Raw genomic sequence first — 15,572 nt, forward strand, 5'->3', positions numbered from 1 at the left:
CGCGTGCGAGCGTCAGGCCTTCGGGATCTTCGGCGCCCGACGTGCGACGACTTCTTCAATCAAGTCAGCGACTTTAGCCGCCGCATCCGGCGCGGCAATGGCGCGTGCTGCTTGAGCATGCTCGAGCAGCGACTCACGCGTCATGCCTGAAATGAGCTTGGCCACAGCCTGCGGGGTAAAGTCCGCTTGATTCACCAACCAGGCCGCCCCCCGATCCGCAAGATATTTGGCATTGCCGAGCTGGTGCTTAGTGGTTTTGGCAATAAAAGGCACCAACACTGCAGCGGCGCCCGCTGCGCACAATTCCGAACAGCTCGTTGCACCCGATCGGCACAGCACCAGGTCACTTTCGCGGTAGCGCGCTGCCATATCGTCAATGAAAGGCACGACTTCAGCCGCAACGCCTGCCTTGGCATACGCTTCGCGCACAGCCGCATCACGATCGCGCCCAGTCTGATGAAGGACAATAGGACGCTCACTCTCAGGAATCATTGCCAAAGCCTGCGGCAGCACGTCGTTGAGTACCTGAGCGCCCAGCGAACCGCCGAAAATAAAGAGTTTTAGCGGCCCCGTACGCCCGGCAAAACGCTCTGCGGGCGCCGGCAGCGCCGCGATTTCGGCGCGCACGGGATTCCCTGTCGTATGCCCTTTGATGCCTGCAAACGTGCGGGCACCGCCCGCAAACCCGCAGGCCAGCGCATCGCAAAAAGGCAGCACAGTATTGGTGGACATCAAGAGGTCAGCGTCGCAATTCATCAGCACAATGGGACGCTTGAGATTCTGCGCCGCAAAGCATACCGGCACAGCGATGTAGCCGCCCGTGGAAAACACTGCCGTCGGACGAAGTTTTTTAAGCAGCTTGCGGGCATCCCAGATAGCCTTGAGCATCTTGATGCCGCCCGTAATCATCCCTGTAATGCCGCGTCCGCGCATGCCTTGGAAGTTAAGCGGATGGAATTCGATCCCCTGACGCTCTACAAGCCCTTTTTCCATGCCGGTGGTCGTGCCAATCCAAACGATCTTCCATCCTCGATCGGCCATTACGCGAGCGACGGCCAGACCAGGCATCACATGTCCGCCAGTCCCTGCAGCGGCGATGACGAGCGTGCGGCCGTCGGCCGCAGTTTGTTGTTTGTTGTCAGCGGTCACACCTGACCTCCTCGCATCAAAATTTTGTTTTCTCGGTCTACTCTTAAAAGCAGTCCAATGGCGATCATGGATGAGAGCATGGAGGATCCCCCAAAGCTCACAAACGGAAGCGTGAGCCCTTTCGTCGGAAACGCCCCGGAAGCTACGCCAATATTGATAATCGCCTGAACTCCGAACCAAAGTCCCACACCTTGCGCCAGCAAGCCCGGGAAAAAGCGCTCCAGCTTGATCGCCTGCCGACCGATTTCGAATGTGCGGCGAATGAGCCAGTAAAAAATAAAGAGGATGAGGATAACACCGACCAGTCCGGTTTCCTCCGCCACTACAGCCATGATGAAGTCGGTATGAGCCTCGGGCAGGTAGTTGAGCTTCTCGACGGAACCGCCGAGCCCTACGCCGAAGAGTTCACCGCGGCCGAAGGCGATGAGCGAATGTGAAAGCTGGTAGGCCTGCCCCAGAACATACTCATCGGACCATGGATCCAAATACGCCAATACGCGCGAGAGGCGCCACGGCGTCATAAAAATCATCAGTGCCACGAAAGCGACGATCACCGTGCCGACGGCAAGAAAGATCTTCATCGACAGACCGCCCAGAAAGAGCACGCCCATGATGACTACCGATACCACCACCGTCGCCCCTAGGTCGGGCTGCTGCATCAGCATGAAGGCGATGATCACCATGACAATCGCCATGGGGAAGAACCCCTTTGAAAAGGAGTGCATGTACTCCTGACGCTTCACGGTAAAGGCTGCGGCATAAATCAGAGCGCAGAGCTTCACCATTTCCGAAGCCTGAATCGAAAGGGGCCCGAGCTGCAGCCATCGGCGAGCGCCGTTGACGCTCTTGCCGATAACGGGAAGAAACACACTGGCAAGGAGCAGCAAACCGACCGGCAGCAGCCAGGTGGAGTGACGATACCAAAAGTTCATCGGCACGCGGTAAACCACCGCTGCGGCGCATAGCGCAAGGAGAATGCTCATCAAGTGGCGCTTGACTTCGCCGAAATTGGCAGAATCTCCCAACCCGCCCGCGCCCATGGAGGACGTGGCCGAAAAGACCATGACCGTTCCAAAACAGACGAGCGCGGTGGTACAGATGATCACTTCCCAGTTAAGGCCGGGCGATGAACGTTGATCTGCACCCCAGTCGGAATCTAAACGCCTCACAGAAAACCTCTCTTACGCCATCAGCCCTGTACGGCTTCATCGGCCTTCGGAACAACATGATCCGCGATTTTGGCGGCCTCAGCCTTGAATCGTTCACTGCGTTCGGCATAGTCACGGAACATATCCCATGAAGCGCAAGCCGGTGACAAAAGTATCTGATCACCCGGACGGCTCTTTTCCCAAAGCCAGTCCTCCGCGGCCTCAAGCGTCTTAAAAGTTTCTGTTGCAACACCGGCGGGCGAAACGGCTTCGCGGATTTTGGCTGCATCACGCCCAATCAAGGCCGCAAACGCCACTCGCCCTTTAAGCTCTTTGGCAAGCGGCGTGAAGTCCTGCCCTTTGCCGTCGCCGCCCATCAAAATCAGAATTCGGCGTCCCTGAGCAGCAAGTCCGCACACGGCGGCAGCCACTGCGCCGACATTGGTCCCCTTGGAATCGTCAATGAAATCGCGGCCTTCAATCGTGCGTACGAGTTCCACACGATGCGGCTCCCCTCGATAAGTACGGAGCACGCCAATCGCAGGCCGAGTTTCAATGCCGGCGCCTGTAATAAGTCCCAAAGCTGCGAGTGCGTTCATGGCATTGTGCCGGCCGCGGATGAGGAGCTCGAATTCCGGCAGAAACAGCACGTCGACCTCCATCTGATCGCGAAGTCCCAGCCAGTAGCCCTGTGAGGCATGGGCCGCCATCATCAGACCAAGTTCACCCTCTTTCTGCGGCTTCGTCGCGCCGAATGAGAAGCATCGAGCCGCTGAGTGCTCACGATCATCCACTTTTTCAAGTTCAGCCATGACGAGCGGATCTTCACGATTGACGACGCGTACGGTATCGGGTGCAAAAATACGCCCTTTGGCGTGCGCATAGGCCTCTATAGAACCGTGCCAGTCAAGGTGATCCTCGGTGATGTTCAAAAGGGCAGCTGACGTACAGTTGAGCGTATGCGTTGTTTCCAGCTGAAAGCTCGAGAGCTCAAGCACCCAAATGTCAGGGAGCGCTCCGGCCGCTTCGGCTTTACTGAGCTCCGCGACGGCATTAGGTCCGATGTTGCCCGCAGCAACTGCGTACAGTCCTGCTGCCGCAGCCATTTTGGTGGTAAGCGTTGTCGTCGTCGTTTTGCCGTTTGTGCCGGTAATGCCGATGACTTTGGGAGCATATCCCTGCGTACGCTTCAGATAGGCGAGCTCCTGCGCAAAAAGCTCAATCTCGCCGACGATAGGAATGCCCGCTTTGCGCGCTGAAGCACAGACGGAGGCTGCCGCACCAAAGTAAGGCGAAACGCCCGGCGACATCACCACAAGTTCTACGCCGGGCGCCGTCGTTTCAGGAAAGCCGCCCAGCGTCATCTCGCAGCCCGGAACCGCCTTGCAAAAAGCGTCAAGGCCCGCAGGCGCCTCACGCGTATCAAAAGCATGAACGCGCCAACCATGGTCATTGAGGTATTGAGCGGCAGCACGTCCAGAAGCGCCAAGCCCGAGTACCCAGGCACTGCGGCCAGCCCCTTCGGCGGCATTCAATGTAATGAAGGATTTGTCTTCAGCTTCAAGCATTTTTTGACTAACCTGCGAAAACCGCTGTTTTTCAGTGAACGTCTCACTCAGTGAAGCGCAAGCACCGAAAGACCAAGCGCTGTCAGAATAAAAGTAATGATCCAGAATCGAACCACGACCTGAGTTTCCTGCCACCCCTTGAGTTCAAAGTGATGATGAATGGGCGCCATCAGAAAAATTCGCTTGCCGTGAGAAAAACGGAAATAGGTCGTCTGAATCATGACGGAAAGCGTCTCCACCACGAAAATACCGCCCATAACGGCGAGGATAAGCTCCACCCGCGCGACAACCGCCATCGTGCCCAAACAGCCGCCAAGCGCAAGAGCTCCCACGTCGCCCATAAAAACTTGTGCCGGATGAGCGTTGAACCACAGAAAGGCCAGTCCCGCGCCAGCCAAAGCCGCCGCGAGAACTGCAAGCTCTTCAGCGCCAGGAATATGAGGCGCAGCCGCTGCATAGGCAGCGCCGGCAAAATCAGGATTACCCGCCGCATAGGCATAGAGCCCGAGCGCAGAGCCGACCAGCACCGTGGGCAGAATGGCCAGGCCATCCAACCCATCGGTGAGGTTCACCGCATTGCTCGATCCGACGATCACGATGTAGACGAAGACAATGAAGCCGATCAGCCCCAGCGGGAAAGCCCAGTCAGTCCAAAGCGGCAAGTAGAGGTGAATATTGGCCGTTACGTCCAGCGGAAAACGAGCGTCGTACCAAGCGCCAATCGCTTCAGCAAATGTTCCGCCTGGCTCAACGGCAAGCGCCAAGGCAAGATAAAAAGCTGCCGCCAAACCAATCACGGACTGCCAGGAGAACTTTTCACGAGCGCTCATACCGTGTGGATCGTGGTGCACGATCTTGCGGTAATCATCGATCCAGCCAATGGCGCCGTAGCCCAACGTAACAAAAAGCACCACCCAAATAAAGCGATTCCCAAGATCTGCCCAGCAAAGCGTTGAAAGGGTGATGGCAGCAAGAATCAGTGCCCCGCCCATTGTCGGCGTACCGTCCTTGGCCAGATGCGTTTTAGGACCGTCCGTGCGAACGGCCTGACCGAAATGAAGCTTCTTTAGTTCTCTAATGAGGGCTGGACCGCAGGCCAGTCCAATCACGAGTGCTGTCAAAAACGCCAAAAGTGCGCGCAGCGCCAGCGAATCGGCAGGAGAAGAAAAAAGGAAGTTGAGCATGATGCGAAAAGTCGGGCAGAAGCTCGTGAAAAAAAAGAAAAAAAGAAAAATCAGAACGCTGGGAAATGCTTCAGCGTCTCAACAACCTTCCCAAAGCCTGACGAGTGGCTTGCTTTGACGGCCACCGTTGCCCCTTTGAGCGGCAGTTCAGGCAGATGCGCAATCAATTCATCTCGATCGGCAAACCACCGTCCTCTGACGCCGTCAATGCCGAACGCTTCTGCCGCGTGCTTAGAGAGCGGTCCTGCCGCCCAGAAATAGTCGATGCCCAGCGTCTTCGCGGCACCGCCCACTTCAGCATGCCAAAGCTCAGCATCACGACCTAGCTCACCCATGTCGCCAAAAAGGAAAATGCGTGCGGGCTTTTCCTCTGCGAGCATCGCGATCGACGCGATAGCACTGTCGGGATTGCAGTTGTATGCATCATCAATCAGCGTGAAGCCCGCAGGAGACGCCATGCGGGCTCCTCGCCCGGGGAGCGCCTTAAAGGCGGCCAGACCTTCGGCGATGGCGTCGACATCAATTTGCTGCGCCAGTGCAGCAGCAGCTGCGCCTACGGCGTTGTGAATGTTGTGCGCGCCTTGAACCTGCAGCCCGATGACACGGTCAATGCCGTAGGCAAGAAGCCGCAGCCCCTTGCCCGGCACCAGTTCGCCGCGGACATCGGCCGCCACCCCTTCAGCGGTAGCGTAGGTAAGCGTACGCACACCGCGGGCAAGCGCATAGGAAGCCCAGACGTCGGCACAGGGATCGTCAGCGGGATACACTGCAACCCCGTCGTTCGGGAGCGCAGCAATTAAAAGGCCGTTTTCAAAAGCCGCTTCAGCCACAGTTTCTAAATACGCCTGATGCTCGCGCTGCGCATTAGTCATCAGCACGACCGTCGGGCGAATCCAGTCAGCCAGCCGGGCCATTTCACCGCGGTGATTCATCCCGGCTTCCACAACGGCAGCCCGACAGCCGCAATGAAGACCGAGCAGCGTATGCGGCACGCCGACGTCGTTGTTGAAATTGCCTTCCGTAGCATGGATGTTTTGCACACCCCAATGAGCTGCGAGAATCGCCTTCATCATCTGCGTGGTCGTTGTTTTGCCGTTGCTGCCGCCCACCGCTGTGAGCGCAATACCGAAACGGCGGCGCCAAGCCCGCGCAATCAGTCCGTAAGCCCGACGGCTGTTTTCCACCACAAGCTGAGGAACGTTCAGTCCAGTCTCTACGTGTTCGACCACCAAGCAGAATGCGCCTGACTCGGCAGCCTGTAAAAGATAGCGGTGCCCGTCGGTGCGCTCTCCAGAGAGCGCGACAAAAACATCGCCCGCTCGGACGATGCGGCTGTCGGTAACGACACGGATCCACGATGCGTCTTCATTCGCGGGATCTCCGTGAACTTCAACCAATTCGTCGCACAAGGCTTCAAGAAGCCACTTAAAGGACTCGTGTTCGGACGGGATTACTTCGGTTTCTGCCTGCATGGTTTCTATTGTTTGTCATCAAGAAGCAAAGTGTCTGACTGACCTTTAGGCCAGAACGCCTTTGCAATCAATTGGGTATTTCTTTTTACTTCCGGCTGCGGACTGCGCGGCATTCATTAAAAGCCTCGCGAAGCACCTCTCCGTCAACGAAATGGTGCGGCCCGTCATTGAGGATCTGTTCGCATTCATGCCCTTTGCCGGCAACGAGGATGATGTCTTTAGCGTCAGCGGCAAAAACGGCACGATGAATCGCCTCGCGGCGGTCAACAACGGCCATTGTCCGCTGATCAGCACCCGGTACAGCCTGTACGCCCTGCATGATCGCATCGACAATCGCCTGAGGATTTTCCGTCCGAGGATTGTCACTCGTAACGATGACTTGATCGGAAAGCCGTGCGGCAATTTCGCCCATGATCGGCCGCTTGCCGGCATCGCGGTCACCGCCGCAGCCGAAAACCGTCCATAGCCGTCCGCCCCGAGCACGCGCATTGGGAATGAGGCACTCAATGGCCTTTTCCAACGCATCCGGCGTGTGGCCGAAATCCACAACTCCGAGCGGCATTCCATCGGACTCAAAAATCTGCATGCGGCCTGGAGGCGGAGTGAGGGCTTCCAAAGCCCGCACGACTTTTTCGATGGGATGGCCGCAAGCGGCTGCAGCCGCAGCCGCTTCAAGCGCATTATCAACATTGAAAGTGCCGAGCGCATGCAGCTCAACAGGAAATTCGCGCTTGTCACAGACCAGCGTGAAACGCATGCCGCGGTGCGACGGCTCAATCTGCTTAGCTTCAAGCACGTGAGCAGCGCCGAATGCCTGCCCGAAAGAGGCTGCCTCACCCTCCAATCCAGTCACCCAGATCTCGGAGCCGTTCTTTTGAGCAGCATCAGCGTACTTCCGGCTCCAGGCATCCGAGGCATTCAACACGGCAGCCTTCAGACCCGGCCAAGCAAAAAGAAGTCCTTTGGCCTCGCCGTACGCTTCCATCGTCTGGTGGTAATCCAGATGATCACGAGACAAATTGGTGAATACACCCACTTTAAAGTGCGTTCCCTTCATGCGCCCCTGATCGAGCCCAACGGAACTCGCTTCCATCACAAAACTCTTGGCACCGGCCTCTTCAAGATCCTTGAGGATCCCCTGCAAAGAGGCTGCATCCGGCGTTGTCAGATGCGGAGCAGGGATTTGCCGTCCGGCGAAGAAGACACCGACTGTACCGATGATGCCGGACGGAGAGCCCAGAGCGGTCAAAAGCGAGGCCGTCCAGAACGTAGTGGTCGTCTTGCCGTTTGTGCCAGTCACGGCCACGCCTGTCATGTGAGCCGAGGGTTCATCGTAAAAGCGCGCGGCGATTTCGCCGAGCCGCTCGCGCAGGTGCTCCACAGGCTTAGCGGGCAACGGATAGTGTTCAGGACGCTGGCTCGTTTCAGCCTCATAGATCACGCCCGCCGCTCCCCGGGCAGCTGCTACACGGATAAAAGTGCGGCCGTCGACCTTTTCACCCGGTACGGCGCAGAAGATATCGCCCGGCTTCACCTCTCGGCTGTCGAGCCGAAGATGTGCACCCGGATGTGCGAGATCTTTGAGCCACGCCACCGAATCTTTGATCGTCTGATCCATGAGTAATCTCCGTCCATTTGCTTCAATAAGGTTCAATTGCGAATTTTCGCCAGGAAGCCGCCGCCCGAAACGGACTCTCGGTCAGGACTCACCATCAACATGCGCAGCGTACTTTCAGCAATTTCGCTAAACACCGGACCAGCCGCACGCCCGCCGAAACGACTGCCTTTTTTAGGCTCGTCGATCATCACCGCCACAATGAATCTTGGGTTGACAGCCGGAACAATGCCTACGATGCTCGCCACCGTATCGTTTGTATAGCGCCCGTTCTTAACCTTGTTGGCCGTACCGGTCTTGCCGGCCACGGTATAGCCCGCCACCTTAATAGTGCTTGCCGTTCCCCCGGCAGCCATCGTCTTCATCATCATGGCGCGGATAAGCCGCACAGTCTCCGGTCGATAAACCTGCTCGCCCTTGGGCAGTTCGCCTTCCGGACGCTTATAGAGCGTCAAGTCAATAACGTCACCCGTTCGGGCCAGCGCGGTATAAGCGCGCACAAGCTGCATGAGCGACACGCTGATGCCGTGTCCGTAAGCAATAGTGGCCTGTTCAATCGGCCGCCAGGTTTTTGCCGGACGAAGACGTCCGGATGCCGCGCCTGGGAAGCCCATTGCAGGAGCGCGCCCGAAACCTAAAGCGGTGTACATGTCCCACAATGTCTGCGGGGACATTTCAAGCGCGATCTTCACCGTACCAATATTGGACGACTTTGCCACGATCTCGGACACTGTCAGCAGTCCATAGTCATGGGTATCGCCGATGGTGCGGTCACCGATGGTGAGCTTTCCCGGCGCCGTCTGAATGGTCGTCTTCGGACCGACAATTCCCATATCGAGCGCCTTGGCGATGGCAAAGGGCTTTAAAGTGGATCCTGGCTCAAACTGGTCGGTGAGCACACGGTTGCGCATCTGTTCAAAGAGCATCGTGGAGCGGTCGTTCGGGTCATAGGACGGAACGTTGACGAGCGCAATTATCTCCCCGGTCTGTACGTCAGCCACTACCGCGGCACCAGCCAATGCCTCAGACTTCTCGACCTGTGCTTTCAAAGCCTGAAACGCAAGAAACTGTACGCGGGAGTCGATGGACAGCACCACATCATGTCCCGGCACGGCTTCCTTTTGCCAGATATCGTCAATGATCCGGCCGCGAGCATCGCGGATCACTCGGCGCGCCCCGGGCACCCCGGTCAAATCCTTGTCTCGGGCCAGTTCAATACCTTCTTGACCATGATCGCTGCGGCCGGTAAATCCCACAACGTGAGCGACAGCCGGGCCATCGGGATATTCACGCAGCACTTCTGGCGAAACACCGATGCCGGGAAGCTTCAAAAGCCTCACGGCCTCTGCTGTCCGCACGTCTTGAGTACGGGCAAGATATGTAAAGTTCTTTGACTTAGCCTTGAAAATCTTGTCACGAACTTCCTTTGGCTTCATCTGCAGGACATCGGCCAACTTCTTAAAGTCATCGGCTGAAAGTTTTTTGGCGAATGCGGGATCCGCCCAGATGCTGCGCACAGGCTGACTGGCCGCAAGCACCACGCCATTGCGGTCCAGAATTTCCCCGCGCTCACCGGCAATGGTGAGCGTCCGGGCATAACGCGCCTCGCCTTGATCCTGAAGAAAATCCGTCGTCACTGCCTGCAGCCAAACCGCACGACAAACGAGTCCGAGAAAAAAGACCGTAATGAAGGCAAGTGCAAAGTACGTGCGCCATTTCGGAATCGGAATGACGATGAGCGGACTTTCGGCGCTTTTGGGTTTGGCCTCTTGTGCAGCCCGATCTCGCTGCATGAGCTCGAGGAGCTTATCGACCACTGCGTCAGCCGCGCGCTTCATGAAGTTTGTCATGACCGGCCTCCAGCCCCAGCACCGCGAACCGAAGGCTGAGCATTCTTTGGATCAGCCTTACTCTTCTGAGCATCCCCATTCGTCGTCAGCGCATCAAGTTCGCGGCGCACTTCCGGCAAAAAGTCGATTCGTCCGTCCGGCGCCTCCACGAGCGTCACCGTATCCGCACCCGTTGCCCCGGACAAGTCGAGCATGGCCGCACCTGCTGAGATGCTCCCCGGAAGCGAAGCCCGGCGAACTTTCATTTCCAGCTCGGCCTGGTCGTCGAGCAGTCGGCGATGAACATCCATTTCATGCTCGTGAGCCACAAAGAGCTGACGCATTTGGAAATGAAGGTCTACCAGACAAAACGCGCTGCCCACCAGGACGATGCCTAAAACGACCGTCCACAGCAGTTCCGCACGCGTGACGGGACGCATGGCCTAATCCTCCCAGAGACGCGCAGTACGCGTGCCAACACGGAGTACGGAAGAGCGTGCACGCGGATTGGACTCTGCTTCGCTCTTGGTCGGCAGAATACGAATCACATCGCAGAACCACGGCTGCGCATTGAAACCCGCCGGCATCGGGAGCCGCGGATCGAGATCTCGGTCAGGATGAAGGCGCTTTTCGAAAAAGCGCTTGACAATGCGGTCTTCAAGCGAATGGAAGCTGATGACGGCCAATCGACCGGCCGGCGCCAAAAGAGCCCCAGCACTTTCCAGAGTGGTCTTGAGTTCATCGAGCTCGTGGTTGACCTGAATACGCACCGCCTGGAACGTACGCGTCGCCGGATGCTGAGCAGCATCGCGGCGATTCTTCGGCACTGCCGCTTCTACGAGCTTTGCAAGCGCTCCGGTTGTAGTGATTGGCGCACGAGATCTTGCTTCAACAATTGCCCGTGCAATGCGGTGTGCGAAGCGCTCTTCACCGAAATCCGCAAGCACCTCGGCAATTTCCTCAACCGATGCTCGGGCAAGCCACTCCGCTGCGGTTTCGCCGCAGCTCGTGTCCATGCGCATATCGAGGGGCCCCTCGAAGCGGAAGGAAAAACCGCGGGAGGGATCGTCAATCTGCGGCGACGATACGCCGATGTCGAGAAAGATCCCATCGACCTGTCGAATACCGAGATCTCCCAAACGTTCTTTCATAGCGGAAAACGGCGCATGGACAATCTGAAAGCGAGGATCTTTAATGGCAGCTGCCGCCGCCACCGCCTCTGGATCGCGATCGAAAGCAATCAACCGCCCTTGCTGCGCAAGCCGCTCAAGAATGAGTCGACTATGGCCGCCGCGGCCAAAAGTGCCGTCCACGTAGAGTCCATCTGGACGAGCAACCAAGGCTTCAGGTGCTTCGCGGCTCAGAACGGGAAGATGGACGAAGGCGGACATGGCTTGTTTCTTTTTCTGCTGTCAAGCAGCGCCGCTGCGGACGACGCGCCAGGGAAGCACTGTGCGGGCCTCCCAAAATTTTGGAAATATTTTCTTTGGCAGAAAGCGGGTTCAGAACGTGAAGTCGAGATCCTCAACGGTCTGCGCGACGGCCTGCGCCTCGGCAGCAGTCAGGCGTGCACGATCCCAGAGCTCGAAATGATCACCCCAGCCGACAAGAGCTGCTTCGCGTTCAAGTCCAGCGAGTTCACGCAGCCCCGCGGGGATGAGTACGCGCCCGGCACGATCAACCTTCAGTTCCTCAGCACTCCCCAGCACTAAACGGACAAAACCGCGTGCGGAGAAAGGAAGCTTCAGGAGAGCATCGCGCTTAGGAGCCCAGGCAGAAGGGGGATAAAGCACCAGGCACCCGTCCGGATGACGCGCAGCAACGATCACGCCGTCAGCGGCCGCTTCATCACGCGCACGCTTAGGAAGCGCAAGCCGCCCCTTGTCGTCGAGCGTGATGAGCGTAGTGCCTTGAAACACTTTCCTATCCTCAAACTGTCTTCAATCCTTCATTCCCGTTGGGCCAGCGTCCCGCAGAGACGCTCCCACCAATTCCCACATTTTCCCACAGTTGCCAATAGTCAGATCATGAAAATCAGTACCAAATAGGCAAAAGATCTTGTCTAAAGCGTAAAAATCCAATGAAGCTTGAATCAACCGCAGACCTATTTAGGAGTCTGCGGGAACGCATAAGAAAAAACCCGCACGAGCGGGTCTGGATGTATGTACTGTCCAACAAGGATAGGGACAGCGGAAGCTGTTGCTGCAATTCGGCGGAAGTTCTCTTGTAAGCCGGATTCTGTCGCGCGAAGTCCTATAGGACCTCGGCGGCGGTCATTCATCTAGGACGACGCTCACGCGCCGCCTCAAGCCATCTACCCGCAGCCGGACGGGGCCCGCCCATTGGCTGCCTATTTGATGTTGCTCCCCGTAGAGATTGCCCGTTTCACCCGGCCCGAGGCCGGCTCGTCTCTGTTGCTCTAATCCGCGCCTTACGGCGGAGAGGCGTTACCTCCTACGGCGCCCTGCGGAGTCCGGACTTTCCTCCCGCGGCCTAAAACCGCCGACGACCGCCCGGAAAACTTCTCGTCGAACTGCAGCGAGGCGCTACTTTACCGACTATGCGTCAGCGTGGCAAGCCGGATTCCGAAGGTTTTCACCCAACCGCATTCAGCAAAACTTTTGTCGGCAGGTCTAATTGCACATAGACATCTGCGCCTTGTGGGACAATGTCGGCTTTCGGCTCTATCCATCTCGCTCGACCGCCACGCAGGAAAGACCTCTCGGCTGCTTAGCCGCAAACACAGGTCTCTGCCGGCGGAGCAAATTGAGCGCTTTCGTCGATCCCTCTCATTGTCATGCAACACCCTCAACTCTTTCGTCCCACGTTTCTGGCCCGCGCAGTCTTTGCCGCAGCCGTTTCGTTTGCGTGCACTGCTCAGGCAGGCCTCTGGGAAGCCGTAGTAGACACGACGCCGGCAGGCTACGCCCGTCAGTCGTCTGAACGTCCGGGCGATTGGGCCTCTTTTTGGAGTGACACCAAGGAAGGAACCAAGCGTATCTTTGAGGAGGGCAACTCGGTCTGGATCGTTCCAACCTATACCAACCATCCAACCTGGGCTTGGAAAAAACGGCATGAAGAAAACGGTTATCCCTTCGGCATGGGCTACGCACGGCAAGTGATTGACAATCGCGGCAATGAACGCCTGCTTTTCGCCGTTAACTTTGTGGATTCCAACTACCGCATAGAGCCGATGGTGGGCTACTCCTGGCTCGCTCGATGGCCGATCGGCTCTACCGGACTCCATGTAGGGGCGGGCTATCTCGCAGGCATCACGATGCGCGGCGACTATATGTGGGCGCCGCTGCCTCTGCCGCTGCCCGTCGCCAAGATCGGCACCGATACAGTGTCCTTCTATGGCACCTTCATTCCTTTCACCAACGTCTTCTTCTTTTACTCGACGATTACCGTCGACGACGCGAAAGGCCGCAAGATGCCGCTCGCATCTGACAGTCCTTGGGTGAAGTCGCCTAATCTGCTCTACGGGTCCTATGGCTGGCAGTATGTCGACAATGGGGAAGAGTATTCCAAGAGCCTGATAAAGAACGATACGATTTGGAATGTTGGTCTGCGCCGTTACTCTGGGCGCAGCTGGCAGACGGATCTCAAATATTCTCGGGCTCAGCACGATGTCGCCTATGCCGACGGCTCAGGCAAACAGTCCATCGATTTCCGCACCTATACACTCACCATCTCCTACAACATCGACGTGACTAAATCACTGCGCCTATTTGCCGGCGCCGGTGTGGGCTACGGCAAAGCCGAAGGGCCCTACAACTCTGACACCAGCATCTTCCCTGCGCTCACGCTCGGCGGTACCTGGGCCCTTACAGACCACTTCTGGCTCACCGGGTCGATGGATACGAACTTCCCGCGCTACAAAGGCGTGCTTGCCGACCGCGACAGCGAATATGTATTGAAGTCCATGCCGACCGCCTTCACGCTCGGCCTCGGTTTCGCGTTCTGACGAACGGCCACGCTTTCAGCACCGTCTACAAACCGTCTGGAATCACATTTCCAGACGGTTTCTTTTTCCGGCTTAACACTTAGAAAAGGCCAACTCCATACAATTCACTCTGACCCAATTTAATGGGCGCCCTGCAAAGCCTGCGGCGGCGCCTTTGTGTTGTGCCCGGAAGCGCTCTCTGATCCAAAACGGATGAGCGTTTTCCGCACTTCGGCTTCACCCCACATTTCATTTCCCAAAGGACAAGCAGTCATGGATCTCAATCAAGCGCTCATCGAACGCGCCCAACACGTCATTCCGGGCGGCGTCAACTCCCCCGTACGAGCTTTCGGCTCTGTCGGCGGCGCTCCGCGCTTTATCGAGCGCGCCAAGGGCCCTTATATGTGGGATGTGACGGACAAGCGCTTCACGGACTATGTCTGCTCCTGGGGGCCGATGATTCTCGGCCACAATGATCCGGAAGTCGTTGAGGCGGTTCATGCAGCAGTGGATCGCGGCCTTTCTTTCGGCGCTGCCACGCGTGCTGAGGTTGAAATCGCCGAAATGATCACGAACATTCTTCCTGCAATGGAGGAAGTTCGTCTCGTCTCCTCCGGCACGGAGGCCGGCATGTCGGCGATTCGTCTTGCCCGCGGGTATACCGGCCGCAACCGCATCATCAAGTTTGAGGGCTGTTACCACGGTCATTCCGATGCACTTCTGGTGAAGGCCGGCTCAGGTCTGCTCACCTTCGGCAATCCTTCATCTGCGGGCGTTCCGGCTTCAGTGACCGAACACACAATGGTGCTCGAATACAACAACCCCGAACAGCTTGAAGATGCGTTTGCCAAGTACGGCGACGAAATCGCCTGCGTCATCGTTGAAGCATTCGCAGGCAACATGAACCTCGTTCGCGGCACACAAGAATTCATTGATACGATGCGCCGCCTCTGCACGAAGCACGGAGCACTCCTCATCGTTGACGAAGTCATGACAGGCTTCCGGGTCGCTTTGAAGGGAGCTCAGTCGCTCTTCAACGTCACGCCCGACATCACCATGCTCGGCAAGGTAATCGGCGGCGGCATGCCGGTCGCCGCCTTTGGCGGGCGTCGTGAAATCATGGAAAAGATTGCGCCCTGCGGCCCGGTCTATCAAGCCGGCACCCTGTCGGGCAACCCTGTTGCCGTCGCCTGCGGCATGGCGACCCTGAAGAAAATTCAGGCGCCTGGCTTCTACGATCGTCTCGGCGCTCAGACCAAGCGTCTGGTCGAGGGACTTCAGGCTGCCGCTCAAGCCGCCGGCGTGCCCTTCACCGCCGACAGTGTCGGAGGTATGTTTGGTCTCTACTTCCTGCCGCAGCGTCCTCAGGGCTTTGCAGACGTAATGAAGGCCGACAAAAATGCCTTCAACACGTTCTTTCACGGCATGCTCGACCGCGGCCATTACTTTGCGCCGTCCACTTTTGAGGCGGGCTTCGTCTCTATCACACACACGGATGAAGTGATCGACAAGACGATCGCCGACGCCCGCGAAGTCTTCGCTTCAATGGCGAAATAAAATATCGCTGCTTCGCACCGTTTGGTTCTGCGTGCACTGACAAAGCCTCAAGCCGCAGAACCAAAGAGAGGGAATGCTTCCACTTATTCGATCCAATCTTGTCA

At 57.4% G+C, this 15,572-nt stretch carries 12 protein-coding genes and 1 other RNA gene; 2 read left to right on the forward strand and 11 right to left on the reverse strand.

Translation table 11 applies throughout. The features are described 5' to 3' along the window. Window positions 1–12 precede the first annotated feature (12 nt). The 11 genes from murG to rnpB form a co-directional block, all read right to left on the reverse strand. Window positions 13–1,149 (reverse strand): undecaprenyldiphospho-muramoylpentapeptide beta-N-acetylglucosaminyltransferase, encoded by a 1,137-nt coding sequence (gene murG, locus DES29_RS02700; protein WP_005430964.1) that lies wholly within the window; start codon window positions 1,147–1,149, stop codon window positions 13–15. After that, window positions 1,146–2,318 (reverse strand): putative lipid II flippase FtsW, encoded by a 1,173-nt coding sequence (gene ftsW / locus DES29_RS02705; protein WP_005430966.1) that lies wholly within the window; start codon window positions 2,316–2,318, stop codon window positions 1,146–1,148. Before ftsW ends, murG begins: the two co-directional genes overlap by 4 nt. A gap of 20 nt (window positions 2,319–2,338) precedes the next feature. After that, window positions 2,339–3,865: a UDP-N-acetylmuramoyl-L-alanine--D-glutamate ligase gene (murD, locus tag DES29_RS02710; RefSeq protein ID WP_021994831.1), complete on the reverse strand. Its 1,527-nt coding sequence runs from the start codon at window positions 3,863–3,865 to the stop codon at window positions 2,339–2,341. 47 nt (window positions 3,866–3,912) lie between these two features. Next, window positions 3,913–5,049 (reverse strand): phospho-N-acetylmuramoyl-pentapeptide-transferase, encoded by a 1,137-nt coding sequence (gene mraY / locus DES29_RS02715; RefSeq protein ID WP_005430970.1) that lies wholly within the window; start codon window positions 5,047–5,049, stop codon window positions 3,913–3,915. A 50-nt stretch (window positions 5,050–5,099) separates the two neighbouring features. Then, complete coding sequence (locus DES29_RS02720) at window positions 5,100–6,521, reverse strand: UDP-N-acetylmuramoyl-tripeptide--D-alanyl-D-alanine ligase (protein WP_005430972.1); 1,422 nt, start codon at window positions 6,519–6,521, stop codon at window positions 5,100–5,102. 85 nt (window positions 6,522–6,606) lie between these two features. Continuing rightward, entirely contained in the window at window positions 6,607–8,139 is a 1,533-nt protein-coding gene (locus tag DES29_RS02725; protein WP_021994830.1) for a UDP-N-acetylmuramoyl-L-alanyl-D-glutamate--2,6-diaminopimelate ligase, read from the reverse strand. Window positions 8,140–8,171: 32 nt separating this feature from the next. Continuing rightward, on the reverse strand, window positions 8,172–9,986 hold the full coding sequence (locus tag DES29_RS02730; RefSeq protein ID WP_005430977.1) for a peptidoglycan D,D-transpeptidase FtsI family protein: 1,815 nt from the start codon (window positions 9,984–9,986) through the stop codon (window positions 8,172–8,174). Continuing rightward, a complete protein-coding gene (locus tag DES29_RS02735) occupies window positions 9,983–10,405 on the reverse strand; it encodes a hypothetical protein (RefSeq protein WP_005430980.1) in 423 nt (140 codons plus the stop codon). Before DES29_RS02735 ends, DES29_RS02730 begins: the two co-directional genes overlap by 4 nt. 3 nt (window positions 10,406–10,408) lie before the next feature. Next, window positions 10,409–11,356, reverse strand: coding sequence for a 16S rRNA (cytosine(1402)-N(4))-methyltransferase RsmH (gene rsmH, locus DES29_RS02740; RefSeq protein ID WP_005430981.1), 948 nt, complete (start codon window positions 11,354–11,356; stop codon window positions 10,409–10,411). Between the two features lie 111 nt (window positions 11,357–11,467). Continuing rightward, window positions 11,468–11,884: a division/cell wall cluster transcriptional repressor MraZ gene (locus DES29_RS02745; RefSeq protein WP_005430982.1), complete on the reverse strand. Its 417-nt coding sequence runs from the start codon at window positions 11,882–11,884 to the stop codon at window positions 11,468–11,470. Between the two features lie 292 nt (window positions 11,885–12,176). After that, an RNA gene (gene rnpB / locus DES29_RS02750) (RNase P RNA component class A) lies at window positions 12,177–12,490 on the reverse strand. A gap of 272 nt (window positions 12,491–12,762) precedes the next feature. Between rnpB and DES29_RS02755 the strand changes: the two genes are divergently transcribed. Together DES29_RS02755 and hemL are read left to right on the forward strand one after the other, a co-directional pair. After that, window positions 12,763–13,932 (forward strand): outer membrane beta-barrel protein, encoded by a 1,170-nt coding sequence (locus tag DES29_RS02755; RefSeq protein ID WP_021994827.1) that lies wholly within the window; start codon window positions 12,763–12,765, stop codon window positions 13,930–13,932. 252 nt (window positions 13,933–14,184) lie between these two features. Beyond that, window positions 14,185–15,468, forward strand: coding sequence for a glutamate-1-semialdehyde 2,1-aminomutase (gene hemL, locus DES29_RS02760; RefSeq protein WP_016473546.1), 1,284 nt, complete (start codon window positions 14,185–14,187; stop codon window positions 15,466–15,468). Window positions 15,469–15,572: the final 104 nt, after the last annotated feature.

Source organism: Sutterella wadsworthensis, from assembly GCF_003315195.1.
GTDB classification, from domain to species: Bacteria; Pseudomonadota; Gammaproteobacteria; order Burkholderiales; family Burkholderiaceae_F; genus Sutterella; species Sutterella wadsworthensis.